The organism is Staphylococcus sp. HMSC059F04, assembly GCF_001812565.1.
In the GTDB taxonomy this organism is placed as follows: Bacteria; Bacillota; Bacilli; order Staphylococcales; family Staphylococcaceae; genus Staphylococcus; species Staphylococcus lugdunensis.
Window position 1 is genome coordinate 215,812 of the sequence record NZ_KV809462.1, and the last position, 26,486, is coordinate 242,297.

The following is a 26,486-nucleotide window of genomic DNA, read 5'->3' on the forward strand; positions in this document are numbered from 1 at the left end:
AGCATTTCACCAAGCAAAGCAAGTTGGGGTGGGGAGGATGAGACAGCGCCCTATGAAGACGAACCAATAAAATACAAATTGTTGAATATAAAAGAAGCGCAAAAAGTCTGGGACATCATGATGTCTTAACTTATGAACTAATATTGGCAATAGTTGACTAGGATTGAAAAAAGCTTGATTTAAACATATTTTCAATCCTAGTCAACCTTATCAGGGCAGGACTACGAATTTATAATAAATTCTGTTCCGCTCTCTTTGCGCTAATATTTTATTTTTGATGTCCAAGCTGTTTTCCTAAGTTAAATGCTGCGTATATTCTATATTTTTTACACGATGACGCGCTGCTTTAACTTTGTCTAAACTAAGTTTAATTAAATAATTATGCACATTTTCTTCAAGTTGCTTCACTGAACTTGCGCCAACAATAATAGATCCTAATGCATCATGTGACACTAAATAGTTAAATGATAACGCACTTAAATTATTATCAATTTCTTTAATAGAAGCAATTGTTTCACCTAAATCATGATGCGTATAATCAAATATACCTTCTTGAAATTTACTATCTAATACATCAATACTATTAGCAGTTAATAATCCTTTAAATACGGGGCCACGAGCGAGTAACTTAACTTGCTTTGCATGGATTTGTTCTAATAAGCGTTCTGGGCGATTATCTATCAGATTAAATTGCGACATAATTGTATCAATTTGACTATGCTTCAAGTAATAGTCAATAACATTTGGACGAATGGATGAAATACCGTATGAACGTATGATACCTTCTTGCTTCAATTCATCAAAGGCACTAATCGTTTCATCTAAAGGATCATCGATAGTCCCACCATGCAATTGATATAAATCAATATGTTCCATTTTTAGACGCTTCAGCGATTGTTTCACGCCTTCTTTAATATGTTTCTTAGAAGGATCCCAAGTTGTCTGACCATTATCTAATAGACGGTTACCTACTTTTGTACCAACGATGATATCACCACGATTATGGTATTTTTTAAGTGCTTTCCCTACAAGTTCTTCATTCATTCCACGGTCATACATATCAGCCGTATCAAAATAAGTAATACCATGCTCGATAGCACAATCAATAATAGATTGAGCAGTTTTAAAATTTGTTCCTAAACTCATGCAACCTAAACCTAATTCAGAAATTTCTATGCCACTCTTTAAAATATTTTTTTGCATGTCCTAGCTCCTTTCGATACACTTTAATTAACGCATTTATCTTATCAATATATCCATCTAAATGAAAGAGGAGTGAATAAATAATGGACTTTACAGAAACGACCATTGATAGAACAGTTATTTATAATGGGAAAATCATAGACCTGGAACTTCATGAAGTGGAATTACCGAATGGCAAAAGAGCCAAACGTGAACTTATTTATCATAATGGTGCCGTAGCAGTATGTGCGGTGACCCCTGAGAATGAAGTTTTATTAGTTAAACAATATCGCAAGCCAATTGAGCAACCTTTATTAGAAATTCCAGCTGGTAAATTAGAACAAGGAGAGCAACTTGAAAGTGCAGCTAAAAGAGAATTGTCTGAAGAGACAGGGTATGTTGCTGAACATCTTGTGCATATAACGGATATGTATGGTTCTCCTGGCTTTTCAAATGAAAAATTATCTATCTACTTTACTAACAAATTATCACCTGGCAAGATGCATTTAGACGATGATGAATTTGTCGAATTACATAAAATACCTTTAACAGAGATAAGCCAACGATTAGCAACTAATGAAATCACCGATGCAAAAACAATCATCGCACTACAATATTTACTGATACATTATAATAATTCTAAATAATAAGCAGTCTTACTTGCGTTTTATTGATAATATTGGTACTTTATAAATGAGAATTTTATCAGTATAGATTAAAATGATTATAATTTTTAGTAGAGGGGTGAAGCTTCCGTGGAAGACCGTTTAAATCGCGTGAAGCAACAATTACAACAATCTTCATATAAATTAACACCTCAACGTGAAGCAACAGTGAGCGTTTTAATTGAAAATGAAAAGGACCATTTAAGTGCAGAAGATGTATATTTGAAGGTAAAGGATCGTGCTCCAGAAATTGGGTTAGCCACTGTCTATCGTACGTTAGAATTATTAGCAGAATTAAAAGTAGTAGACAAGATTAATTTTGGTGACGGCGTTGCCCGCTTCGATTTAAGAAAAGAAGGTGCTAAACATTTTCATCATCATTTAGTTTGTATGGAGTGTGGTCGTGTTGATGAAATTGAAGAAGATTTATTACCACAAGTCGAAGAACGTGTGGAAACTGAATTTAATTTTAAAATTTTAGATCATCGCTTAACATTTCATGGCATATGTGCTGAATGTCAAGCTAAAGGTAAAGGAGATAACAAATCCTCTTAAAGACACTTTGTTACATCCCGTTTTAAAGAGGTTATGACATGAATACAATCATAGAAGAATATTTAAAATTTATTCAAATTGAAAAGGGATTAAGTCCAAATACGATTGGTGCCTATCGTAGAGATTTAGATAAATATAAACTTTATCTTGAAACACGATATATTGAACATATCGACTTTATAGACCGTCAAACGATACAAGAGTGTTTAGGTTACTTAATTGATCAAGGAAGTTCGGCTAAATCGTTAGCTCGTTTTATTTCAACTATTAGAAGTTTTCATCAATTTGCATTACGAGAAAAGTATGCCGCAAAAGATCCAACTGTATTACTTGAAACACCGAAATACGAGAAAAAATTACCTGATGTTCTTGAAATAGATGAAGTTGTATGTTTATTAGAAGCGCCAGATTTATCTAAAAAAAATGGCTATAGAGATCGCACAATTCTTGAATTAATGTATGCAACTGGTATGCGTGTTTCCGAACTCGTGCATATTGAAATAGAAAACATTAATGTCATAATGGGCTTTGTACGTGTGTTTGGTAAAGGTGATAAAGAACGCATTATTCCATTAGGTGATACTGTCATAGATTATTTAAAGACTTATATGAAAGAGATTCGACCACAATTGCTTAAAAGCACGGTTACGAATGTATTGTTTTTAAATATGCATGGTAAACCATTATCTCGACAAGGTATTTGGAAAATGATTAAACAATATGGCATAAAATCAAATATTACGAAAACATTAACGCCACATACTTTAAGACATTCATTTGCAACACATTTATTAGAAAACGGTGCTGATTTAAGAGCAGTTCAAGAAATGCTTGGACATTCAGACATATCAACTACGCAATTATATACTCATGTTTCTAAAGCACAAATCAGGCAAATATATAATCAATATCATCCAAGGGCATAATAAAGATTAATGTCAGTCACTAAAATCTTTATTATGACTCTTTTTCTTTTTAGCTAATATTCTAGCTTGGTTTACAGCAGAGCGATCTCTTAATTTATGGTGATGAATAATATAGTCATCGGTTAACGTTTCTGGTTCAAAGAAATAATCTGAATGAAAACGTTTGACGATTAATTCTGCTTCAGACGTCATAGGCAAATAGATAGGAATAAACTCATGCTGCTTTGTAACCTGATAAATTTTCTCTTCTATTAGCTGTTGGTATGCTTCAATGTTTAATGGTAATTGATGTGTTTCTACCGCATTGCATATCGTAACTAGTGCTTTTTTATAACTTTTTAAAGCACCTTTATAATTATGTCGTCTATGGTGATATGAAGCTGTTGTAAATAAAATTAAACTCACAATAGCATCTTGCTTTGAATATGATGGTTGCTCTTTCCATGCATCTTCTAAAATATCATGACATAAAAAGTAATGTTGATGTCTGTGAAATTGATAAAAAAATTCAATAAGTGCTTTTTCCAAATAAATACATCCTTCATTTTAAATATATCTACTATTCATGCTATAATATTTTTGATAAATATGCACAATAGATGCAATATGAGGTAGATAAAAATGTATGAAGTAAAATTAGACGCTTTTAGCGGTCCACTCGATTTATTGCTCCATTTAATTCAGAAATATGAAATAGATGTTTATGACATTCCAATGAAAACATTAACTGAGCAATATATGCAATATGTACATACGATGAAGCGTCTAGAAATTAATATTGCTAGTGAATATCTCGTTATGGCGTCTGAACTCTTAATGATTAAAAGTAAATTACTTCTACCTCAATCAGATGATCATGTAGAATTTGAAGAAGATCCACGTGAAGATTTAGTAGGTAGACTAATTGAATATCAAAACTATAAAGAATATACAGAAATACTTGATAGTATGAAAGCAGAACGAGATCTCTACTTTACAAAACATCCGACAGATTTATCTCATTTAGAAACTAATGAAAGTTGGGATAAATCAAACACCATTGATTTGACAGAACTGATTGTTGCTTATCAAAGAGTGAAAAATCGCGTTGAGTATCACACACCAAAAACTGTAGAAATCAGTAAAGAAACATTCACTATTGAAGAAGCAACAGAAATTGTAACGACAAGATTACGTACACAAACAGCGTTTAATTTTTTCAGCTTATTTACTTTTCATGAACCAATTGAACAAGTCGTTACGCATTTTCTTGCTATTTTAGAAATGTCTAAGGCTGGCATAATAAACATAAGTCAAAAGCAAAATTTTGATGATATTGATATTGTAAGGGGAGTGAATTATCAAGTTGGATAAACAAGCAATCTTAGAGGCATTATTATATACAGCTGGCGATGAAGGTATTGACACAAAACAATTACTAGAGATACTGGACATTACTAAACCACAATTGATTGAATTAATCGATAATTATTCATCTCAAGGACTAGAAATTCATCACTACGGTCAAACTTATGTATTAACTACAAAAAAAGATGCTGCTAATTATATTGAAAAACTCGTTCAACAAAAGTCAAATATGAAATTATCACAAGCTGCAATGGAAACGTTATCAATCGTTGCTTATAATCAACCTATTACACGTAGTGATATTGAATTAATACGAGGTATTAATTCAGATGGTGCTGTTAGAACATTAGTTGCTCGTGGTATGATTGAAGCTAAAGATGTTGAACATTCAAGAAGCCATCACTTGTATACAACTGAATTATTTTTAAATGTATTTGGATTAGAAACAATAGAAGATTTACCAACTACCGAAGAAGATGATGAAGAAATGGAAGGTTTCTTTAGTCAATTAGTTAATCAAAAGGGAGAATGATTATGAGCAAAGAACTAGAGCGATTGCAAAAAAGAATTGCTAATAGTGGTTATACGTCTAGAAGAAAAGCTGAAACATTGATTACTGAAGGTAAAGTCAAAGTGAATGGAGAAGTTGTCACTGAACTTGGCACAAAAGTAAAACCATCAGATCAAGTTGAAGTAGAAGGAATCAAAATGGAACAAGAAGATAAAATATATATTCTGTTTCATAAACCAGCGCAAGTCATTACTAGTGTATCAGATGACCGTGGAAGAACAGTTGTGACTGACTATTTTAAAGACTTAGATACTAGAATATATCCTGTTGGTCGTTTAGATTACGATACATCCGGAGTATTACTACTAACAAATGATGGTGAGTTCACTAATCTTATGACCCATCCACGGTACCATATACCAAAAACATATGTTGCCAAACTCAAAGGTTACCTTATGCGCGAAGAAGTAAAAGCACTTGAAGCAGGAATAGAACTTGAAGATGGTTTAACTCAACCCGCTACTGTTAAAATTAAACGCCAAGATAAAGACAAAAATACAACGTTAGTTGAGATTACCATTAGTGAAGGACGAAATCGACAAGTACGTCGTATGTTTGAGCATTTTGGCCATAGCGTTAATAAATTAACACGTATACAATTCGGTTCACTAAATTTAAAAGGTCTTAACGCTGGAGAAGGACGCGTATTAACACCTCATGAAGTAAAAGTATTACGTCATCAAGCAGAAAACAGCAATTAGTAAGCGGTTACATGTAGTTTGTTGAAGTTAATTTTATGGTTATAAAATCATTGCTAATTTTTTCACAATCAAATTTGAAATTAGAGATTTAACAATTACCATATGCTATAATAAACAAGAAAATAGCATGTGTAGGAGGTATATGAATTAATGAGTAAGGAAATACTTATCGTAGATGATGAAGACAGAATTAGAAGATTACTCAAATTATACTTAGAGAGAGAATCTTTTAACATTCATGAGGCTAGTGACGGCAAAGAAGCCTATGAATTAGCCATGGACCACAATTATGCATGCATACTTTTAGACTTAATGCTTCCTGAAATGGATGGAATCGAGGTCGCATCAAAACTACGGGAGCATAAAGATACACCTATCATTATGCTTACTGCTAAAGGCGAAGAAACTAACCGAGTTGAAGGATTCGAATCAGGTGCTGATGATTATATTGTTAAACCATTCTCTCCACGTGAAGTGGTCTTAAGAGTGAAAGCGCTATTAAGACGTACACAATCAACAAGCGCCGAACAAAGCGAGCCTCATGCGAGAGATATCATAGAATTTAATCATTTACTTATTGATAATGATGCGCATCGTGTATTAGCTGATAATCAACAAGTTAACTTAACACCCAAAGAATATGAACTACTAATATATTTAGCTAAAACACCAAACAAAGTATTTGATAGAGAACAATTACTTAAAGAAGTTTGGCATTATGAATTTTATGGTGACTTAAGAACTGTTGATACCCATGTTAAACGCTTAAGAGAAAAACTTAATCGTGTTTCAGAAGATGCAGCACAAATGATTCAAACAGTATGGGGTGTTGGCTACAAATTTGAAGTTAGAGCTAGCGATGAGCCGACTAAATAGTGTTGTAATAAAACTGTGGTTAACTATTATCTTTATAGTAACGACAGTTTTAATTTTATTAAGTGCTGCATTAATAACTTTTATTCAATACTATTATACTGAGCAAACAGAAAAATCAATTCGTGATGATGCCAAAAGAATCAGTCATGTTGTTGAAACATCTAAAAATAAAAAGTTAGCTATTGAACATAGCCAAAAACTGATTAGTGGTTCTGGTGGCGTTATTATTATGAAAGACAAGTCAACACATCATAATGCTAAAGAGTCACAATTAAATAATCAAATGTTGGCTGAAATTAATCAAAACGAACACTTTTCTCCAGTGTTTAATAAAGGTCAATCTGCAACTCAAAATGTAACATTAAAACATAATGACCATTCTCGTTCTTATATCTTACTGGGTTATCCTATGAAAGCTCAAAAGGGAAGTCACAGTCATTATAGTGGCGTCTTTATTTATCAGGATTTAAAATCCATAGAAGATACCAATAACGCTATTACGATTATTATTCTGATAACTGCAATTATTTTCCTAGGTATTTCAACTGTCTTCGCCTTTTTCCTATCTAATAGAATTACTAAACCACTTAGAAAGCTTAGAAATCAGGCTAAAAGTGTTTCTAAAGGGGATTATTCTCAAATTTCATCTGTAACAACTAAAGATGAAATTGGTGAACTATCTCGTGCATTAAACGACATGAGTTTCGAAATTCAGGAAAATGTTCAAGCGCTATCAACATCAAAAAATATTCGTGATAGTTTAATTAATTCAATGGCTGAAGGTGTTGTAGGTATCAATGATCATCGCGACATTATATTATCAAATAAAATGGCAGATGAAATTTTACCAACTATTGATCAATCTATGTATGAACGAATTGAAGACCAAATCGAAGATACTTTTACAAGTAAAGGCACAGAATTTCGAGAATACGATTTTGACACACGCTATTATGTCTTCATTATGAGTTACATTCCTCAGATTCAAGAAGATGGTCGCAGTGGAATTGTCGTTATTATTCGTGATATGACTAATGAGCATAACTTAGATCAAATGAAAAAAGATTTCATTGCTAATGTTTCTCATGAATTGCGTACACCTATTTCATTATTACAAGGATATACAGAATCAATTGTTGACGGTATCGTTACAGAACCAGAAGAAATTAAAGAGTCATTATCAATTGTCTTAGATGAAACAAATAGGCTCAATCGTTTAGTTAATGAATTACTCAATGTTGCAAGAATGGATGCTGAAGGGTTATCTGTTAATAAAGAGAGACAACCTATTGCACCATTATTAAACAAAATACAAACAAAGTATAGACAACAAGCTAGTGATTTATCATTAAATATGTACTTAACTCCAGAAACTAATGACGCATTGTGGTACTACGATTCTGATCGAATCGATCAAGTGCTCACAAATCTTATTGATAATGCTACAAGATATACTCAACCTGGTGATACAATTTCTATTACTAGCGAAGATACTGATAAGTACAATGTGCTTCACATAAATGATACAGGCAGTGGTATTGCTCCTGAACATTTAAATCTTGTTTTTGATCGCTTTTACAAGGTTGAAGCATCCAGAACACGTGGCAAACAAGGAACCGGCTTAGGATTATTCATTTGTAAAATGATTATAGAAGAACATGGAGGTACGATCACTGTATCAAGTGTCGTTGGAGAGGGAACAACATTTACAATCAAGTTACCGAAGCCTTAATCTTCAGGCTTATTTATAAAATTTATCAAAGATAATATCACTGAATTCAGACAGGGACATAAACCCGCAAATAATAGTACAAAGATGATTTAAAATTAAAAATCGTCTTTGTGCTTTTTATATTCAATACTTTGTATGATTGGCTCGCATGCTTAGGAGACTACTTCAGCTTGCTTTGTTAGAAAAAAATGTTTAGTCAGTTTTTTCTGTATTGGACTTTGACTTAATATAAAAATAAGGACGAAGGCTATTTAAGCAGAGACATTTATGAGCCGGCCTGACCTTATATATAGTTAATATCAGTTAAAACATATTGAGATTAACTATGCAAGATATATTGGCAGTAGTTGACTGGATTGAAAATATCCTTATACCAAGCTTTTTCAATCCTAGTCAACCTTTCTGATGCGGAACTACGAAATCATAATGAATTCTGTCCCGCTCTCAATCATCATCTCTTACCGGGCAACTTTATTGCTTTGCGGCTAGTGTTGTCGTATGATTAATGACGTAAAATATTTTAAAATTCATCTTCGGGGTAGGGTGTAATTCCCAACCGGCAGTAAATAAAGCCTGCGACCTGCTTGTGTTCAACAAGCGGCTGATCTAGTGCGAATCTAGAGCCGACAGTATAGTCTGGATGGGAGAAGATGGAGGTTTATTTGTTGCGAACAATTTCCCTCCAATTCTTTGCAAGATGAATGGAAGGAGAAAACTACATATGCAACAAAATAAACGTCTAATAACCATCAGCATGTTAAGTGCCATTGGCTTTGTTTTGACTTTTTTAAAGTTTCCACTACCTTTTTTTCCGCCATACTTAACATTAGATTTCAGTGATGTCCCTACATTGTTAGCAACTTTTTCAATGGGTCCTATAGCAGGTATTATAGTGGCATTTATTAAAAATTCGCTTAATTTTTTCTTTAATATGGGAGACCCAGTAGGTCCTGTGGCTAATTTCTTAGCCGGTATAAGTTTCTTACTTACAGCATATTATGTTAATAAAAGAGGACATGATGCTAATAAAGCAATGATAACTGCATTAGTCATGGCTACATTAGTTATGACCATTGTACTTAGTATTTTAAATTATTTCGTATTGTTGCCACTATATGGCATGATTTTCAACTTAGCAGATATTGTAAAAAATATAAAAATCATTATCGTCTCTGGTATCATACCGTTTAATATTATCAAAGGGGCAATCATCTCAATCATATTTATACTTTTATATCGCAGAATTAAAAGCGTACTTAAATAATTAACAGGTAAATGAAACTTTTAAAAATACGCTTGTAAATACAAAGCAGGCAATGTTCCCATTTGAGAAATATTGCCTGCAATTATTATAATTAATTTTTTGCTTTAACTACTAATCTACTATATATAAAATAGCTATGTGCTATTCGAATTTTAAAGCATCACCATCAAAAGGTTCTTCTTCTATTTTGATGGAATCAGTTGGACAACCTTCTAAGGCATCTTCCATATCTTCATATAACTCTTCTGGCACTTCGGCAGTACCTTGGTTATCATCAAGGATTACGAAAGCAATACCTTCATCGTCATAATCATAAATATCTGGAGCGGCCGCACCACATGCACCACATGCAATACACGTATCCATATCAACGATTGTATATTTAGCCATTTTCATTCGCCTCCTTTGATAAACATGCTACACTAGTATAACAAATACTCATGTATACATCGAAAAAACTTTTTATTAATTTATCAGTTTCATAAGAGCGAGGGTCGAGATTGAAAGATATTATACTTTATTCTAAACAACATTCATTCACTTATAAAACAAATAAAAGCATTTTTAATTTATTAACAGGCAAAAAAACACATCAAACCTTTTTTGACGCCTGCAGTCAACAACTTTTATCATTATATCACAGTTTACCCAATTTAAAATATCCGTCTTTCGAGCGATTTATGGCACAAAATGTTAACAATGACATGACGATAAAAGTTCATCCAAGATATACGTATGATAGTTTAGTACATACTTTCAATTGTATTCAATTACTTATTCAAACGTTGTCAAACACGCAACAAAATGTCTATTCATTTATACCTATTTCACAGCATGGCCTTATCCAAAGAAAAGTTAAACAAATCTACTACTATATAAAAAAAGAAGATAAGGATAGCGCATTTATCACTGAGCTAAATCAATTATTTAAAGCTCTATATACAAATAATAACAATTATTGTTGTCTACATTATTATTTACAAGGCTATGAAGAACCAATGTATACCCGTCAACAAATCAGTTTGATTGAAAGTATACCTGAACAGCATTTATTTAACCTAGAAATGAATGAACTTGTAACACTAATGTATGAACTAGAAATAGAATATCGTTATCCAATACTTAGTCAATGTATCATTAAACCGTCGTTATTACATAAAACACACATAACCCAACAACAATTAAAACAACGTTTTTCAATGACGCAAATTGCTCAAAAACAACACGTCAAACTGAATACAATCGAAGATCATATACTGGAGTTATTTATTAAAGGTTATATCACTCATTATTTTGATTTCATATCTGAAGACGGTTTCCATCAATTTAATGAATTTTATAACAAACATCGCGGAGAGCGATTAAAAGCATATAAACAGGCCTTCCCAAACTTGTCTTATTTTGAAATAAAACTAATGATTGTTGGAATTGAAAGAGGTGAGCTTATTGCTAGAGGATAAATTAAAATCCTGGTTTGGTTTTGATAACTTTAAAGCAGGACAAAAGGAAATTATTAAAAGTGTATTAGATTCAAATCATACATTGGGCATTTTACCGACTGGTAGCGGTAAAAGTCTATGTTATCAAATGGCTACTTATGAATTACAGCAATCAACTTTAATTATTTCCCCGCTTATTTCTTTGATGGACGATCAGGTTGCACAATTAAAAATGAGTGGAGAACAGTCTGTTGCATACATTCATTCAGGTATGGATGATAATGAAAAAAACTGGAATATGAAACGCTTAGCGAAGAGTCGCTTTATATTTTTAAGTCCTGAATTTATATTACAACCTCAAAACTTCAAACTAATTTCAACTATCGATTTTGGTCTTATTGTACTAGATGAAGCACATTGTATCTCTGAATGGGGATATGACTTCAGACCACATTATGCGCTTATTAGTAAAATAACCAACTATTATAAAAATGCTACCATCCTTGCGCTAACTGCTACTGCTCCGCCACATTTGGAACAGGATTTAAATCAGCTGTTAAATGTGTCATTTCATGTTATCAAAACACATATGAATAGACCTAATATTAGTTTTCAGCACATTAACTTTAGAAATGATCAAGAAAAAATGAATTGGTTAATGCACTATATAGAACAATCTGGTCCAACAATTATTTATGTTTCGTCTAAAAAAATGTGTGTTGAATTAGCCAAGACTATATATAAACATGGGTACTTAACAGGGATATACCATGGTGATTTATCTTATCAAGAACGACAAACCGTCCAACAACAATTTATCAATAATGATATACCAGTCATTGTAGCAACTAGTGCATTTGGTATGGGAGTCAATAAAAAGGATATTCGCACGGTTATTCATTTTCATCTATCTACCAGTCCGTCTAGTTATCTACAAGAAATAGGAAGAGCCGGGCGTGATCAGAAACCGAGCCAAGCAATTAGCCTATTTCAACCGGATGATCGCTATTTATTAGAAACCATCCTTTTTGCAGATATGATTTTACCTTATGATATTGACTGCTACGAACTTGGTGCAAACATTGAGCCATTGAAGCAAGATATATTAGAAATCTTACATTCTCATTTCACTTATGCACAACTTAAACAGATTTTCCAAATAGCACAAGAGAGAAAACAACTCGCACTTAATCGTATGCTTAGTTATAGCCAACTTGATCAATGTCGTCGAAAATACTTATTAGAATTTTTTGGAGAAGTCCCTGATATTCCATCTATATGTTGTGACCATGATACTGATATAAAACCGCTTAAAATTTATAATCGAAAAAAGGTCAAACGTCAAATGTCTTATGAAGATAAACTTAAAAATTTATTTCTTAGCTAAGTACTTCCTTTGCTATAAATATTTAGTAACGCTATAATTATTGTAATAAATTGTATTTATAAGTACATATTATAAATTTTCTTGGGTAAACTATAACTAACAATAATTAATTCGCAGTAGAGAAAGGATGATGAGTGTGTCTAATAATTTTAAAGATGATTTTGAAAAAAACCGTCAATCAATTGACACGAATCAGCACGAAGATAAATCAGAACACCACACAGAAGAACACACAACAAATGAAAAGGAGCAAGTACAAGAAAATTTAGACAACAACCAACAATTTCCACCCCGAAATGCACAACGTCGTCAACGTAAACGTCAGCGGAACACCAAAAGCAATCAAGATAAACAAGTTCATAACTATAATGAAAAAGACAATCAAAACCATCAAACGGAAGATGAAAGACAATCATCACATGATTCAACTAAACCGCAACAAGAAGCAAAGCCAACAGAACACAAAAATGCGAATTCTCAGAACCGTAAAGGTGCGGCCAGTGCAAGTGTTGGCGCAGCAAGTCATGATAATAAGGAATCAGTAAGCAATAGACACGATACTCGAAATACTGGCGAACAACAAAGCAACAAACAAAACAATCAAAGTACTCAAAATGAATCTAAGCAAGCAATAGCAGATGATGATCAAGCGCAAAATAATCCAGAAAAAAAGTCGTCTAAATTAGACAAAACAACAGCTGCAGGCGTTGGAGCTGCTGGAGCCGCTGGAATAGGTGCAGCAGCAAATCATAACAATAAAAATAACAATGATGATTCTACCCAACAAGAAAATAAACAGAGATCAACCCAAAATGATAAGAAAAAGGCTGCAGGTAGTGGTACAGCAGGTGCAGCTGGAGCAGCAAGTCAAAACAATCATTACAACAATACGAACAGACCCGAGCATCATGATGATAAGGAATCGAACAAACGTGGAATTAAAGGCTTATTGTTGCCATTATTAGCTTTATTGCTTGTGCTTGCCGCGCTAGCTATCTTTTTAGGTATGTATTTGAATAAAGATCACGGTGATAATCAAGCAGATGACAATCAAAAAGTAGCACAACAAGATAAGAAAGATAAAACTAGTAACAATGATAAAAGCAACAAAGAAAAATCAGATAGTAAAGATAAAAAAGATGATAATAGTAGTAACAATGCATCAAATGATGACAACAATTCTGAAGCAAACTCTGATAACGCATCAGCTAATAATTCAAACGGTGTAAATAATCAAGCTAACAATCAAAATGCGCAACAACAACAAAACGGAGCGTCACAGTCAAATAGCGCACAAGGCCAACAAACGCATACCGTTGTTGGTAACCAAAATCTTTATCGTATCGCCATTCAATATTATGGTAATGGTTCTCCAGAAAATGTTAATAAAATAAAAGCCGCAAACGGCTTAACAAGTAATAATATTTCTAATGGACAACATTTAGTTATACCAAGATAAGACAAATAAATAACCAAAACGATACGTCTAAAAAAGGTACCTTCAAAAATATAACCATATAAAAATATATATTGACAGTAATTGACTGGATTGAAAATACGCTTATAATAAGCTCTTTCCAACCCTAGTCAACCTTACCGGGGCGGGACAGAATTCATTATGAATTCATAGTCCCGCTCTTTTTTAATCATATTCATTGCTAAATCTCTTTTAAATACATCAAACAATTTTATTTAGAAATAAGAAACCAACTGCTATAATAATTAAGGGATTAAAGGAGGCCATAAAAATGCAAAGTTATGAAAGTATTATTATTGGAGGAGGCCCATGTGGTTTAAGTGCAGCTATAGAACAAAAAAAGAAAGGTATTGAAACCTTAGTCATTGAAAAAGGTAATGTTGTTGATTCAATATACAAATATCCTACACATCAAACATTCTTTTCTTCAAGTGACAAACTAAGTATAGGTGATATTCCATTTATTGTTGAAGAAAGTAAACCGCATCGTAATCAAGCACTCGTATACTACCGTGAAGTAGTCAAACACCATCAATTAAATGTACACGCCTTTGAAGAAGTTTTAACGGTTAAAAAAATTGACAATAAATTTACTATAACGACTACTAAAGATGTATATCAATGTAAATTCTTAACTGTCGCTACAGGATACTATGGTCAGCATAATCAATTAGAAGCTGAAGGTGCAAATTTAGCTAAAGTTTTTTACTATTTTAAAGAAGCACATCCATATTTTGATCAAAATGTTGTGGTCATTGGCGGTAAAAATTCTGCTGTTGATGCTGCACTGGAATTAGAAAAAGCAGGTGCTAATGTTACCGTATTATATAGAGGAGACCGTTATTCAACCGCTATTAAACCGTGGATTTTGCCAAACTTCGAATCATTGGTTAATCATGAGGAAATAAAGATGGAATTTAATGCAACAGTAGAAAAGATTAGCGAAACTACCGTTACATATAAAAAAGATGGTAAGCTTATCGAAATACCAAATGACTATGTTTTTGCTATGATTGGATATCATCCTGATTATGACTTTTTAGAGTCAATCGGAATTGAAATTAATACAAACGAATATGGCACTGCACCAGTCCATAATAAAGAAACTTATGAAACAAATGTAGAAAACTGTTATATTGCAGGGGTCATCACTGCTGGAAATGACAATAATTCGATTTTTATTGAAAACGGAAAATACCATGGTGGCGTCATTACACAAAGCATTTTAACTAAAAAGCAAACACCTTTAGAGACTTAACCATTTATAAATACAACATAATAAAAAAAGCTATGAAGAAATTTTATACTCATTGATTTCTTCATAGCTTTTTTTATTTTAGAGAAGACTAGACCTATATTTTTTCCTTTTGAAACCCCAATTTAATTTATATTTTTTCTTTCAATAGTTTAAGTTAAATTTTTGACGTTTATTAGTCATAACTCATATTTTTATCTATAATCTTATATTTTATTTACACTAATGAATATTTTGTAGTTTAATATACAATTTAATAATTTTTGTTCATTGAAATTATTCATACTAAGCGTAACATGGTTTCTATACAAGTTGTCTATAAATAGTCGAGTTGTATAGAAGTTTAAAAATTGGAGGCGTTTATTTATGGTTAAACGTAGTGGATATATAGACATTCATCATCATATTATTCCCGAAATTTATTTAAAAGCATTAAATGATAGTGGCATCGATAAAGCTGGTGGACTTAAAATAAAAAAATGGGAACCCCAAGATAGCATTGAGATGATGGATCGGTTAGGTATCGAGGCGGGTATTACTTCTATTTCTGATCCTGCTCTTGAACCATTAGATCCAGAAAAAAGGAAAGACGTAGCAAGAAATATTAACGAACTTCAAGCAAAACTCATCAATGATTATCCAAATCGTTTTGGAGCATTCGCTACTTTACCACTTCCTGACGTTGAAGGCGCTATAGAAGAGGCAATTTATGCTTTAGATACGCTGAAATTAGATGGTGTGGCATTGTTGTCAAACTATAGTGAATCATTTTTAGGAGATCCTGAATTTGAGGATTTAATGAGAGTTTTAAATGACAGACAAGCAGTTCTCTTTATTCATCCAAGTACACCGCCAGATTATGTACCTCGACCAAAATACATGCCAGTCGACTTTATGGCTGAGTTTACATTTAATACTACACGAGCAGCTGCTAATCTGATTTTGAGTGGAACGATGGACCGATATCCTAATATTAAAATTATTTTAGCTCATGCAGGTGGCACACTTCCATATCTAACATGGCGAATTAATCAATGTTACGAACTTATTAAACAAACAATGGATAATAGTAAATATGTAACCCTTTCTAAATCACCTGAAGACTATATAAGTGATTTTTATTACGATACTGCGTTATCAACACAGTTAGCAACATTCAAAGCATTAGATGAGACAACAACAGATGATCATATTCTATTTGGTAGTGACGCCCACTATGCACCTGAAAAAATTGACAAATTAATGATTAACACTATAGAAAATGATGCTAATTTTAACCCTCAAAAGATTGAAGATGTTAAAAGAAATAATGCACTCACATTATTCCCAAGATTTAAAGATAGTTTTTAGTTAATGTTAATACTAGCGCAGGAGGGAACAGGACAGCGTTCATTATGAATTCGTAGTCCCGCCCCGGCAAAGGTTGACTAGAATTGAAAAGGGTTGGTATCAGCGTATTTTCAATCCAGTCAACTACTGCCAGTATTTAGTTGATAGCCTAAAACATAATAATATCCCGGATCTACTACCCATATAAAATAATTATATTTCCATATTTAATTCTAATTATTCATTGTTTAAAATAATTAACTACATAAAGTATTCTAACTAGACTTATCAACCTTATTTATTATTAAACATTAAAAATTGAAATAACTATTCAATTGTTTAAGTGTTAATTGATTACTCAAGCCAACTAATAATTTTAATCTCGCTTTAGGCCCATTCAATCCATTTGAAAAAATGCAACCTCTCGATTCTAAATCATAACCACCGCCTTCATAAGCATAAGTCGGACTTACAATACCATTGAATGAACGAGAAACAATTATTACAGGGATTTGCTGTTGTATACAACGTTCTAATCCAGCTAAACATGTTGTTGGTAAATTTCCTTGTCCTAACGCTTCTATAACAATGCCATCAACTTGTTGCTGAGCATAAAAGTTAAAAATATCACTACTTATTCCTAAATACGCTTTAATCAAAGGTACTACAAGGTCGGCATTCACTTTTGAGTATACAGTCTGCTGATATGGACGGTGATGGAACTGAACATTATCTTTTGTTAAGACACCTAATGGGCCATGATTAGGACTTTGAAAAGTATTGATATTAGACGTGTGCGTTTTTGTTACGTTACGTGCAGTATGAATTTCATCATTAAACACAACCATTACACCTTTATTCTGCGCCTCTTTAGACGTTGCAACCCTAATGGCACTTATAAAATTATATAAGCCATCCGAACCAATTTCATTTGAGGAACGCATTGCACCCGTAATGACAATTGGAGCCTCAATGCTAATAATTAAATCCAGTAAAAAAGCTGTTTCTTCTAAAGTATCTGTACCATGAGTTATAACGAATCCATCATATTCATTATTGATATTTGCAGATTCAATAATATCTTTTAACTGAATAATATGTTCAATAGTTATTTGTGGGGAGGGCACATTAAAAGGATGTACCTCTTGGATGTCAGCATATTGCTGTATCAATGATTCATGTTGAGAAATTGGATTATTCTTGTTAGTTATCACTTTATTTAAGTGATTTTGTGACATACTAATCGTTCCGCCTGTATGAATGACAAGTAACTTTTTCATATGTGTCCTCCTAGTTATCATTTACATATTTATGATAAAATATTATAAATAAAACAACAAGGTAGGTAATTTAATAATGGCTTCAATTAATATTGCGTTGGATGGACCAGCAGCAGCAGGAAAAAGCACGATTGCAAAGCGTGTTGCAACTCAATTAAAAATGATATATGTGGATACTGGTGCTATGTATCGGGCATTAACATATAAATATTTAAAACTAAATAAAACGGAAGACTTCGAAGATTTAATCCAACATACAACCTTGCAGCTTACATATGACCCTGAAAAAGGCCAACGCATCCTTCTTGATGACGAAGATGTTACAGATTTTTTGCGTGATAACGAAGTCACGAGTCACGTGTCATATGTCGCATCAAAGGCACCAATTCGAAAATTCGCAGTTAAAATCCAACAAAAACTTGCACATCAAAAAGGGATTGTTATGGATGGTAGAGACATTGGTACCGTAGTTCTACCTGATGCAGAACTTAAAGTGTATATGATAGCTTCCGTTGAAGAGCGTGCTGAACGTCGTCAAAAAGATAATGAACAACGCGGCATTGAATCTAATATCGAACAATTAAAGATTGATATTGCTGAACGTGATCAATATGACATGAACCGAGAAATTTCACCACTAAAAAAAGCTACAGATGCCATTACATTAGATACAACAGGAAAATCAATCGAAGAAGTTACAGATGAAATTTTAAATTTGGTAGACAAAATTAAATAATGTTACTAGCAACTATGATTAACGTTTAAAATCATAGTTGCTTTTCTTTTATCAAAAGTACATTAAGGCATATAATAAAGTTGTATATATTACGTGTATATATCAATTAAAGACCTAAAAATTACTTTTTAAATTCTTGAATATTCAATAATCTTTTTCATTACTTTTTTCAAGAAGCTCTGACAAGTTTATGTTTCATGATTCGCATGAGAAGGAATTTCTTGACAATTCTGTCATATTATAAGATGTTATAATTATGTAGTGTATAAGGAGGCAAACAAGATGACTGAAGAATTCAACGAATCAATGATCAATGATATAAAAGAAGGTGACAAAATCACCGGTGAAGTTCAACAAGTTGAAGATAAACAAGTTGTAGTTCACATTAATGGTGGTAAATACAATGGTATCATTCCAATAAGTCAACTTTCTACACATCATATTGATAATCCAAATGAAGTAGTTAGCGTAGGTGACAGCATCGAAGCGTATGTCACTAAAATTGAAGTTGATGAAGAAAATGAATCAGGTGCTTACATTCTATCTAAAAGACAACTTGAAACTGAAAAATCCTATGAATACTTACAAGAGAAACTTAATAACGATGAAGTAATTGAAGCAAAAGTTACTGAAGTAGTTAAAGGCGGTTTAGTGGTAGACGTAGGTCAACGAGGCTTTGTGCCCGCTTCACTTATTTCAACAGATTTTATCGAAGACTTCTCTGTGTTTGACGGTCAAACTATTAAAATTAAAGTCGAAGAATTAGAACCGGAAAAAAATAGAGTCATTTTAAGCCGTAAAGCTGTAGAACAAGCAGAAAATGAAGTTAAAAAAGCATCTTTACTTGATTCTCTTAATGCTGGAGACGTTATTAAAGGTAAAGTAGCACGTTTAACAAACTTTGGTGCCTTTATTGATATTGGTGGTGTAGATGGACTTGTACATGTATCAGAACTTTCACATGAACATGTAGATTCTCCTGAAGACGTTGTTAGTGTAGGACAAGAAGTAGAAGTGAAAGTCAAATCTGTAGAGAAAGATTCAGAACGTATTTCTCTGTCTATCAAAGACACACTTCCAACACCTTTCGAACGCATTAAAGGCCAATTCCATGAAGGTGATGTTATCGAAGGTACAGTTGTAAGATTAGCTGCTTTTGGTGCCTTTGTTGAAGTAGCACCAGGTGTTCAAGGATTAGTCCATATTTCAGAAATAGACCATAAACACATCGGTTCTCCAAGTGAAAAACTTGAACCTGGCCAACAAGTCAATGTCAAAATTCTTGGTGTTGACGAAGATAATGAACGTATTTCACTTTCAATTAAAGCAACTTTACCTAATGAAGATGTCATTGAAAGCGATGAGGCAACAACACAATCTTATATAGATAATGATAGCGATGATGACAATCCAACATTAGGAGATATGTTCGGAGACAAATTTAAAGATTTAAAATTCTAATTCGTTATTTTTATAATCCGTTTTTATTTAGTCCGGTTAAGGTATCTACTTTAATTGGGCTATTATTATTTTAAAAATGATGTGATGCTATAGCTCTAGAAATTAATGTTTATTTGATTTAAAGTACGCATATGATAAAATTATAGAGATTTAAGAAAGAGAGGAATTAACAAATGACTAAACCTGTAGTAGCAATTGTAGGTAAGCCAAATGTAGGCAAGTCTACAATTTTTAACAGAGTAGTCGGTGAACGTGTATCTATAGTAGAAGATACTCCTGGTGTCACACGTGACCGTATCTATTCTTCAGGCGAATGGTTAACTCATGAATTCAATATCATTGATACAGGTGGTATAGAAATCGGAGATGCGCCATTTCAAACTCAAATCAGAGCACAAGCGGAAATTGCAATTGACGAAGCTGATGTTATCATTTTTATGGTTAATGTACGTGAAGGTTTAACTCAAAGTGATGAAATGGTTGCTCAAATTTTATATAAATCTAAAAAACCAGTTGTTCTTGCAGTAAATAAAGTCGATAATCCAGAAATGAAAACTGATATTTATGACTTTTACGCTTTAGGTTTTGGTAAACCTTATCCAATTTCTGGTTCCCACGGCTTAGGCTTAGGTGATTTACTCGACGAAGTTGTTAAGCACTTCAATAAAGAAACTGAGGATCCATATGATGAAGATACAATTAGACTTTCAATTATCGGACGTCCAAATGTTGGAAAATCAAGTTTAGTGAATGCCATTCTTGGAGAAGAACGCGTTATTGTTTCTAATGTAGCGGGTACAACTCGAGATGCAATCGATACTGAGTATACTTATGATAACCAAGATTATGTCTTAATAGATACAGCAGGTATGCGCAAAAAAGGGAAGGTTTACGAGTCTACCGAAAAATATTCAGTTTTACGTGCATTAAAAGCAATTGAACGGTCTAATGTCGTTCTTATTGTTATTGATGCTGAAGAAGGTATTATCGAGCAAGACAAACGCGTTGCAGGTTATGCACATGAAGAAGGAAAAGCGGTCGTAATTGTTGTCAATAAATGGGACACTGTCGAAAAAGATAGTAAAACAATGAAAAAATTTACAGATGATATTCGTAAAAACTTTCAATTTTTAGATTATGCACAAATTGCATTTGTTTCAGCCAAAGAGCGACAAAGATTACGTACACTGTTCCCTTATATCAATGAAGCAAGCGAAAATCATAAAAAACGTGTTCAAAGCTCTACACTAAATGAAGTAGTTACAGATGCGATTTCAATGAATCCAACACCTACAGATAAAGGTCGCCGTTTAAATGTTTTCTATGCTACTCAAGTAGCAATTGAACCACCAACCTTCGTTATATTTGTTAACGATGTTGAATTGATGCATTTTTCTTATAAACGCTATTTAGAAAACCAAATTCGTGATGCTTTTGGTTTTGAAGGCACGCCGATTCATATTATTCCAAGAAAACGAAATTAAAGAAAGTGAGGATCATTATGACAAAGATATCTATTTTTGGTATGGGAAGTTTTGGAACCGCATTAGCAAATGTACTAGCTGAAAACGGCCATGATGTATTAATGTGGGGGAAAAATGAACAAAATGTAAATAATCTAAATGAACATCATATGAATCCACAATATCTTAAAGAAGCTAAACTTTGTGATAGCATTAAAGCTACAACTGATATTAATCAAGCTATACAATTTTCAGACGTTTTTCTGATGGCTTTACCAACAAAAGCGATGCGAGAAGTAGCAGGTGAAATTGATCAGCACTTATCTTCTAAAAAAACATTTATTCATGTCGCAAAAGGAATTGAAAATGGCACATTCAAACGTGTATCAGAAATGTTAGAAGATACAATTGCTCCAGAACATAATGCAGGTATAGGTGTCTTATCAGGGCCAAGTCATGCAGAAGAAGTCGTGATTAAACAACCAACTACAGTAGCTGCATCTTCAAAAGATGAAGCAGTTAGTCAACTCATTCAAGACTTATTTATGAATGATTATTTACGCGTTTATACAAACAACGATTTAATTGGTGTTGAATTAGGTGGCGCATTAAAAAATATTATTGCAGTAGCAAGTGGAATTGTAGCAGGACTTAACTTTGGCGATAATGCTAAAGCAGCATTAATGACTCGCGGTTTAGCAGAAATTAGTCGTTTAGGGGAAAAGTTAGGCGCTGATCCTATGACGTTTTTAGGGTTGGGTGGAATAGGTGATTTAATCGTAACATGTACATCAACACATTCTCGTAACTTTACTCTAGGATACAAATTAGGTCAAGGTAAAACGATGGACGAAGCATTAAATGAAATGAATATGGTTGTAGAAGGTATATACACTACAAAATCTGTTTACCATTTAGCTAAATCGCTCCACGTTGATATGCCTATTACCAATGCTTTATATGAAGTATTATTTGAAAACGAACCTGTTAAAGATGGCGTAAAAAAATTAATGGGAAGAGATAAAAAATCGGAATAATGTGTATTTTTACACTATAAATGCATATTAACTTAAAAACTTATCAATAAATCGCTCTATTTCAAGGTTTATCGCACATAAATCATTGCGGTTATTAGTCTCATTGTGTTAAAGTCATACCATAATGGTATTAAGTTATCATTATCATTTATCAGGAGGTGAATCTGATATGAACAAAACAGATTTAATTAATGCAGTTGCAGAACAAGCTGACTTAACTAAAAAACAAGCTGGTTCAGCTGTAGATGCTGTTTTCGAATCAATCCAAACTTCTTTATCTAAAGGTGAAAAAGTTCAATTAATTGGTTTCGGAAACTTTGAGGTACGTGAACGTGCTGCACGTAAAGGACGTAACCCTCAAACTGGCAAAGAAATCGAAATACCTGCAAGTAAAGTACCAGCATTTAAAGCTGGTAAAGCATTAAAAGATGCTGTTAAATAGTTTACTTAATTAAAGCCCTTTTAAAAGGGCTTTTTTATTTATAGTTAAAAATGCATAAATAACATAAGTTTCGTTACAATTAAACTTTAAAATCTAATTGTACTCCGGCTCTACTGTATTCAAATATCACAGGTTGATCAAAATAAGAAAATTTTAATATTTATTAACAACATGCTCATGCGTTTTAACTTTGACATCAGATAGAAGTTCTATCTTTATTTAATTTTCAAGCAGATAATGTTAAGATGTATATTGATAATATCGTGAGGTGTGAAAATGGAAACGACTATAAGTAAACTAAATAAACAAATTGAAGTTAGGTTAAAGGGTATATCAGACTATGAGCCAATCCATATTAACCAAAAGCTTGGTAGTTTATTAGATAAATACGATATCCCTGAACAAGCGAAACTTGCATGCCTCACAATTGATACATCAATGAGACATCTAGATGGTATAACAGATAATAACTTATCAAAACATTCTATACTTATTGGTGACTTACTAAGTGCCCATTTTTATACATTGTTAGCTGATTTAAATGAACCAGCTTTTCAATTATCAATGAGTAAGACAATTATAACAGTAAATGAAATCAAGTCTTCTTTGCATCAGCAAACACTTTCCGAAGAAGAAGTCACAGATGCTATCATAAAGATAGAAGCGATATTTCCCCAAATCACGATATCTTATTTTAGTGAAGAAATTGACATAGCAAATATCTATAAGTATCTTTTTGAAGATATTGAAACATATTATCCATCATATTTAAAAATGTATAGCAAAGAAAAAGCAAAAATTGATATTCAAAAAATTAATCAAAGTTTTATAGAAAAAAAGTAGAGGTAAATCATAATGGCTGACAATAATGCAAAAAAAGAACAAGTACATACCGTTTTTCAAAATATTTCGCAAATATATGATCGCTTAAACAATATTATTAGCTTTGAACAACATAAAGTTTGGCGTAAACATGTAATGAAAGAAATGCGTGTTAAAAAAGACAGCGTTGCATTGGACGTATGCTGTGGAACGGCAGATTGGACAATTGCATTAAGCAAAGCAGTCGGCCCTAACGGTGAGGTTACTGGACTTGATTTTAGTGAAAATATGTTAAAAGTTGGAAAAGAAAAAACTTCCGCTATGGATAATGTTCATCTTGTTCATGGTGATGCTATGCATTTGCCTTTTGAAGATGACTCTTTTGACTATGTAACAATAGGTTTTGGTTTACGTAATGTACCAGATTATTTAGGCGCTCTGAAAGAAATGCATCGCGTACTAAAACCAGGCGGTATGGTTGTGTGCCTAGAAACTAGTCAACCTACAATGCCTGTTTTCAAACAAGTTTACAAATTATATTTTAGATTCGTTATGCCTATTTTTGGCAAACTCTTTGCAAAATCTAAAGAAGAATACGAATGGCTACAACAATCAACATTTAATTTTCCAGATAAAGAAAAGTTAAAACGACTATTTAGTCAAGCTGGTTTTAGTAACATTAAAGTACGTAGCTTTACAGGTGGCGTTGCTGCAATGCACCTTGGCTATAAAGAAAAAAGTTCTACCAAAGGTGATTAACGTGGCAAAGTTAAACATAAATAATGAAATTAAAAAAGTAAATAACCTTCTTGAACAAATAATCAAAAGTAATGATACTGTGCTTGAAGAAGCATCTCTTCATTTATTGTCATCTGGAGGCAAAAGAGTGAGACCAGCATTTGTCATACTGAGTAGTCAATTTGGTAAATCAAAACAGTCAGAAGATACATATAAAGTAGCTGTAGCATTAGAACTCATCCATATGGCAACACTTGTGCATGACGATGTAATTGACAAAAGTGATAAACGCAGAGGTCGATTAACAATTTCTAAAAAGTGGGACCAAACTACCGCTATTTTAACTGGCAATTTTTTATTAGCGCTAGGCTTAGAACAATTATCAGAAGTTAATCATCCGCGAATTCATACCATTATTTCTACATCTATAGTGGATGTTTGTCGTGGAGAACTATTTCAATTCCAAGATCAATTCAACAGTAACCAAACAATATCTAATTATTTAAGACGTATTAATCGTAAAACTGCGCTATTGATTCAATTGGCTACAGAGGTAGGCGCTTTAACATCTAATGCCTCTCAACAAACCGTTTATAAATTAAAAATGATTGGTCATTACATAGGTATGAGTTTCCAAATTATAGATGATATTCTTGATTTCACAAGTTCTGAAAATAAATTAGGAAAACCCGTTGGCAGTGATCTAATGAACGGACATATTACATTACCTGTATTACTTGAAATGCGACGTAACAGTCAATTCAAGAAAAAAATAACAGATTTAACATCCGAAAGCCCTAAAGAGCATTTCGAAATATGTATCCAAGATATACGAAATTCTGAGAGTATTCATGAAGCTAAAGAAGTAAGCGATCATTATTTAAATAAAGCATTAAAACTTATAGATAGTTTAAACGAGCCACATGCTCAAAATTTATTCCGAAAATTAATTAAAAAAATGGGTTCCCGAGAAATATAAGCACAAATTAATATCTTGAAAGCGCTTTAAACACCTGTTACTATTAAGTTAGTAGCAGGTTTCTTACATGCTACACACACATATACATAAAAATAGTGTAAAGGATAATCATTTTTGGAACATGAAAACAGGGGGATACACAGTGGAACGAACATTTTTAATGCTAAAACCAGATGCTGTACAGCGTAATTTAATAGGAAATATTATTTCTAGAATTGAAAATAAAGGTTTAAAGCTTGTAGGCGCAAAGCTGATGACTGTATCAACTTCATTAGCCGAAGCACATTATGCCGAACATAAAGGTAAACCTTTTTACGATGGATTGATTTCATTTATCACTTCAGCTCCTGTATTTGCAATGGTAGTTGAAGGAGAGAATGCCGTTAATGTGTCTCGTCATATTATTGGTCAAACTAATCCAGCAGAAGCAGCACCAGGTTCAATTAGAGGTGATTTAGGTTTAACTGTTGGGAGAAATGTTATTCATGGTTCTGATTCATTAGCTTCGGCTGAAAGAGAAATTCATTTATGGTTTGATGAAAATGAAATCAGTAACTATTCAGCACCTAGGGATAAGTGGTTATACGAATAATTTCATAAGTTCATTTTATCCAATCTTAAGAGGTATGACATCTATATCTCTAGCAATCTAGGGCATAATTCCTAGAAAAATAGCATTCAGATGAATTCAATTCAATTCATCTGAATGCTTCTTTTTTATTCAATACGTCTCATTGATATGTAATTTTATATCAACATACTTAGAAAAGGCAATTTCAATAGAAATTTTCCTTTTTTACTTGTCTAAAAATTTTATGTCCC

The 26,486-nt window shown here is 32.7% G+C and carries 27 protein-coding genes and 1 riboswitch; of the genes, 23 read left to right on the forward strand and 4 right to left on the reverse strand.

All coding sequences use genetic code 11. From position 1 onward, the window contains the following. Positions 1-294: 294 nt before the first annotated feature. Positions 295-1,203: an aldo/keto reductase gene (locus HMPREF2864_RS01550; RefSeq protein WP_070544816.1), complete on the reverse strand. Its 909-nt coding sequence runs from the start codon at positions 1,201-1,203 to the stop codon at positions 295-297. A gap of 83 nt (positions 1,204-1,286) precedes the next feature. On the opposite strand from HMPREF2864_RS01550, the gene HMPREF2864_RS01555 reads away from it, so the two are divergent. The 3 genes from HMPREF2864_RS01555 to xerD all read left to right on the forward strand — a co-directional run bounded on the left by HMPREF2864_RS01555 (position 1,287) and on the right by xerD (position 3,328). Continuing rightward, entirely contained in the window at positions 1,287-1,829 is a 543-nt protein-coding gene (locus HMPREF2864_RS01555; protein ID WP_070572098.1) for an NUDIX hydrolase, read from the forward strand. Positions 1,830-1,937: 108 nt separating this feature from the next. Next, positions 1,938-2,402, forward strand: coding sequence for a ferric iron uptake transcriptional regulator (locus HMPREF2864_RS01560; protein WP_002459058.1), 465 nt, complete (start codon positions 1,938-1,940; stop codon positions 2,400-2,402). A 38-nt stretch (positions 2,403-2,440) separates the two neighbouring features. Next, the gene (gene xerD, locus HMPREF2864_RS01565) at positions 2,441-3,328 is read left to right on the forward strand and encodes a site-specific tyrosine recombinase XerD (protein ID WP_070544818.1); all 888 of its coding nucleotides are present in this window, start codon (positions 2,441-2,443) and stop codon (positions 3,326-3,328) included. A 12-nt stretch (positions 3,329-3,340) separates the two neighbouring features. On the opposite strand, the gene HMPREF2864_RS01570 is transcribed toward xerD, so the two are convergent. Continuing rightward, positions 3,341-3,856 (reverse strand): DUF309 domain-containing protein, encoded by a 516-nt coding sequence (locus HMPREF2864_RS01570; protein ID WP_002478161.1) that lies wholly within the window; start codon positions 3,854-3,856, stop codon positions 3,341-3,343. 93 nt (positions 3,857-3,949) lie between these two features. Here HMPREF2864_RS01570 and HMPREF2864_RS01575 point away from each other — a divergent pair, with 93 nt between their 5' ends. From HMPREF2864_RS01575 to HMPREF2864_RS01600, 6 genes are all read left to right on the forward strand, one after another. Further along, positions 3,950-4,681 carry a segregation and condensation protein A gene (locus HMPREF2864_RS01575; protein ID WP_002459061.1) on the forward strand — a complete coding sequence of 244 codons (732 nt, stop codon included), beginning with the start codon at positions 3,950-3,952 and terminating at the stop codon, positions 4,679-4,681. Further along, positions 4,674-5,207: an SMC-Scp complex subunit ScpB gene (gene scpB / locus HMPREF2864_RS01580; RefSeq protein ID WP_070544819.1), complete on the forward strand. Its 534-nt coding sequence runs from the start codon at positions 4,674-4,676 to the stop codon at positions 5,205-5,207. Before HMPREF2864_RS01575 ends, scpB begins: the two co-directional genes overlap by 8 nt. A gap of 2 nt (positions 5,208-5,209) precedes the next feature. After that, positions 5,210-5,947: a pseudouridine synthase gene (locus HMPREF2864_RS01585; RefSeq protein WP_070544820.1), complete on the forward strand. Its 738-nt coding sequence runs from the start codon at positions 5,210-5,212 to the stop codon at positions 5,945-5,947. A gap of 150 nt (positions 5,948-6,097) precedes the next feature. Further along, a complete protein-coding gene (locus HMPREF2864_RS01590) occupies positions 6,098-6,823 on the forward strand; it encodes a response regulator transcription factor (RefSeq protein ID WP_002459064.1) in 726 nt (241 codons plus the stop codon). Continuing rightward, positions 6,807-8,555 carry an ATP-binding protein gene (locus tag HMPREF2864_RS01595; RefSeq protein ID WP_070544821.1) on the forward strand — a complete coding sequence of 583 codons (1,749 nt, stop codon included), beginning with the start codon at positions 6,807-6,809 and terminating at the stop codon, positions 8,553-8,555. Before HMPREF2864_RS01590 ends, HMPREF2864_RS01595 begins: the two co-directional genes overlap by 17 nt. Before the next feature lie 525 nt (positions 8,556-9,080). Then, positions 9,081-9,211: riboswitch (FMN riboswitch) on the forward strand. A 65-nt stretch (positions 9,212-9,276) separates the two neighbouring features. Continuing rightward, on the forward strand, positions 9,277-9,819 hold the full coding sequence (locus tag HMPREF2864_RS01600) for an ECF transporter S component (RefSeq protein ID WP_070544822.1): 543 nt from the start codon (positions 9,277-9,279) through the stop codon (positions 9,817-9,819). A gap of 141 nt (positions 9,820-9,960) precedes the next feature. Here HMPREF2864_RS01600 and HMPREF2864_RS01605 read toward each other — a convergent pair whose 3' ends face one another. Then, positions 9,961-10,209 carry a ferredoxin gene (locus tag HMPREF2864_RS01605; protein WP_002449743.1) on the reverse strand — a complete coding sequence of 83 codons (249 nt, stop codon included), beginning with the start codon at positions 10,207-10,209 and terminating at the stop codon, positions 9,961-9,963. A 110-nt stretch (positions 10,210-10,319) separates the two neighbouring features. Between HMPREF2864_RS01605 and HMPREF2864_RS01610 the strand changes: the two genes are divergently transcribed. From HMPREF2864_RS01610 to HMPREF2864_RS01630, 5 genes are all read left to right on the forward strand, one after another. Then, a complete protein-coding gene (locus HMPREF2864_RS01610) occupies positions 10,320-11,279 on the forward strand; it encodes a helix-turn-helix domain-containing protein (protein WP_002459068.1) in 960 nt (319 codons plus the stop codon). Further along, positions 11,266-12,645, forward strand: coding sequence for a RecQ family ATP-dependent DNA helicase (locus HMPREF2864_RS01615; RefSeq protein ID WP_070544823.1), 1,380 nt, complete (start codon positions 11,266-11,268; stop codon positions 12,643-12,645). The genes HMPREF2864_RS01610 and HMPREF2864_RS01615 overlap by 14 nt, the downstream gene beginning before the upstream one ends. Positions 12,646-12,775: 130 nt before the next feature. Beyond that, entirely contained in the window at positions 12,776-14,104 is a 1,329-nt protein-coding gene (ebpS, locus tag HMPREF2864_RS01620) for an elastin-binding protein EbpS (RefSeq protein WP_237448998.1), read from the forward strand. A 289-nt stretch (positions 14,105-14,393) separates the two neighbouring features. Next, a complete protein-coding gene (gene ypdA / locus HMPREF2864_RS01625) occupies positions 14,394-15,380 on the forward strand; it encodes a bacillithiol disulfide reductase YpdA (RefSeq protein ID WP_070544825.1) in 987 nt (328 codons plus the stop codon). 363 nt (positions 15,381-15,743) lie between these two features. Then, on the forward strand, positions 15,744-16,727 hold the full coding sequence (locus HMPREF2864_RS01630; RefSeq protein ID WP_070544826.1) for an amidohydrolase family protein: 984 nt from the start codon (positions 15,744-15,746) through the stop codon (positions 16,725-16,727). Between the two features lie 290 nt (positions 16,728-17,017). Here HMPREF2864_RS01630 and HMPREF2864_RS01635 read toward each other — a convergent pair whose 3' ends face one another. Continuing rightward, entirely contained in the window at positions 17,018-17,986 is a 969-nt protein-coding gene (locus HMPREF2864_RS01635; protein ID WP_002459073.1) for an asparaginase, read from the reverse strand. Between the two features lie 76 nt (positions 17,987-18,062). Between HMPREF2864_RS01635 and cmk the strand changes: the two genes are divergently transcribed. The 9 genes from cmk to ndk all read left to right on the forward strand — a co-directional run bounded on the left by cmk (position 18,063) and on the right by ndk (position 26,256). After that, entirely contained in the window at positions 18,063-18,722 is a 660-nt protein-coding gene (gene cmk / locus HMPREF2864_RS01640; RefSeq protein ID WP_002459074.1) for a (d)CMP kinase, read from the forward strand. Positions 18,723-19,004: 282 nt separating this feature from the next. Further along, positions 19,005-20,183, forward strand: a complete 1,179-nt coding sequence (rpsA, locus tag HMPREF2864_RS01645; RefSeq protein WP_002459075.1) for a 30S ribosomal protein S1 — start codon at positions 19,005-19,007, stop codon at positions 20,181-20,183. Positions 20,184-20,356: 173 nt separating this feature from the next. Beyond that, positions 20,357-21,667 carry a ribosome biogenesis GTPase Der gene (gene der / locus HMPREF2864_RS01650; RefSeq protein WP_070572100.1) on the forward strand — a complete coding sequence of 437 codons (1,311 nt, stop codon included), beginning with the start codon at positions 20,357-20,359 and terminating at the stop codon, positions 21,665-21,667. Positions 21,668-21,684: 17 nt separating this feature from the next. Then, positions 21,685-22,683 (forward strand): NAD(P)H-dependent glycerol-3-phosphate dehydrogenase, encoded by a 999-nt coding sequence (locus HMPREF2864_RS01655; protein WP_002459077.1) that lies wholly within the window; start codon positions 21,685-21,687, stop codon positions 22,681-22,683. A gap of 169 nt (positions 22,684-22,852) precedes the next feature. Next, a complete protein-coding gene (locus tag HMPREF2864_RS01660) occupies positions 22,853-23,125 on the forward strand; it encodes an HU family DNA-binding protein (protein ID WP_002478172.1) in 273 nt (90 codons plus the stop codon). A 276-nt stretch (positions 23,126-23,401) separates the two neighbouring features. Then, positions 23,402-23,968 (forward strand): heptaprenyl pyrophosphate synthase subunit A, encoded by a 567-nt coding sequence (locus HMPREF2864_RS01665; RefSeq protein WP_070544827.1) that lies wholly within the window; start codon positions 23,402-23,404, stop codon positions 23,966-23,968. A 12-nt stretch (positions 23,969-23,980) separates the two neighbouring features. Then, positions 23,981-24,706 carry a demethylmenaquinone methyltransferase gene (locus tag HMPREF2864_RS01670; RefSeq protein WP_070572102.1) on the forward strand — a complete coding sequence of 242 codons (726 nt, stop codon included), beginning with the start codon at positions 23,981-23,983 and terminating at the stop codon, positions 24,704-24,706. A gap of 1 nt (position 24,707) precedes the next feature. Next, positions 24,708-25,664, forward strand: a complete 957-nt coding sequence (locus HMPREF2864_RS01675; protein ID WP_037542925.1) for a polyprenyl synthetase family protein — start codon at positions 24,708-24,710, stop codon at positions 25,662-25,664. Positions 25,665-25,806: 142 nt separating this feature from the next. Continuing rightward, positions 25,807-26,256 carry a nucleoside-diphosphate kinase gene (gene ndk, locus HMPREF2864_RS01680; protein WP_037542929.1) on the forward strand — a complete coding sequence of 150 codons (450 nt, stop codon included), beginning with the start codon at positions 25,807-25,809 and terminating at the stop codon, positions 26,254-26,256. The last annotated feature ends 230 nt before the right edge of the window (positions 26,257-26,486 follow it).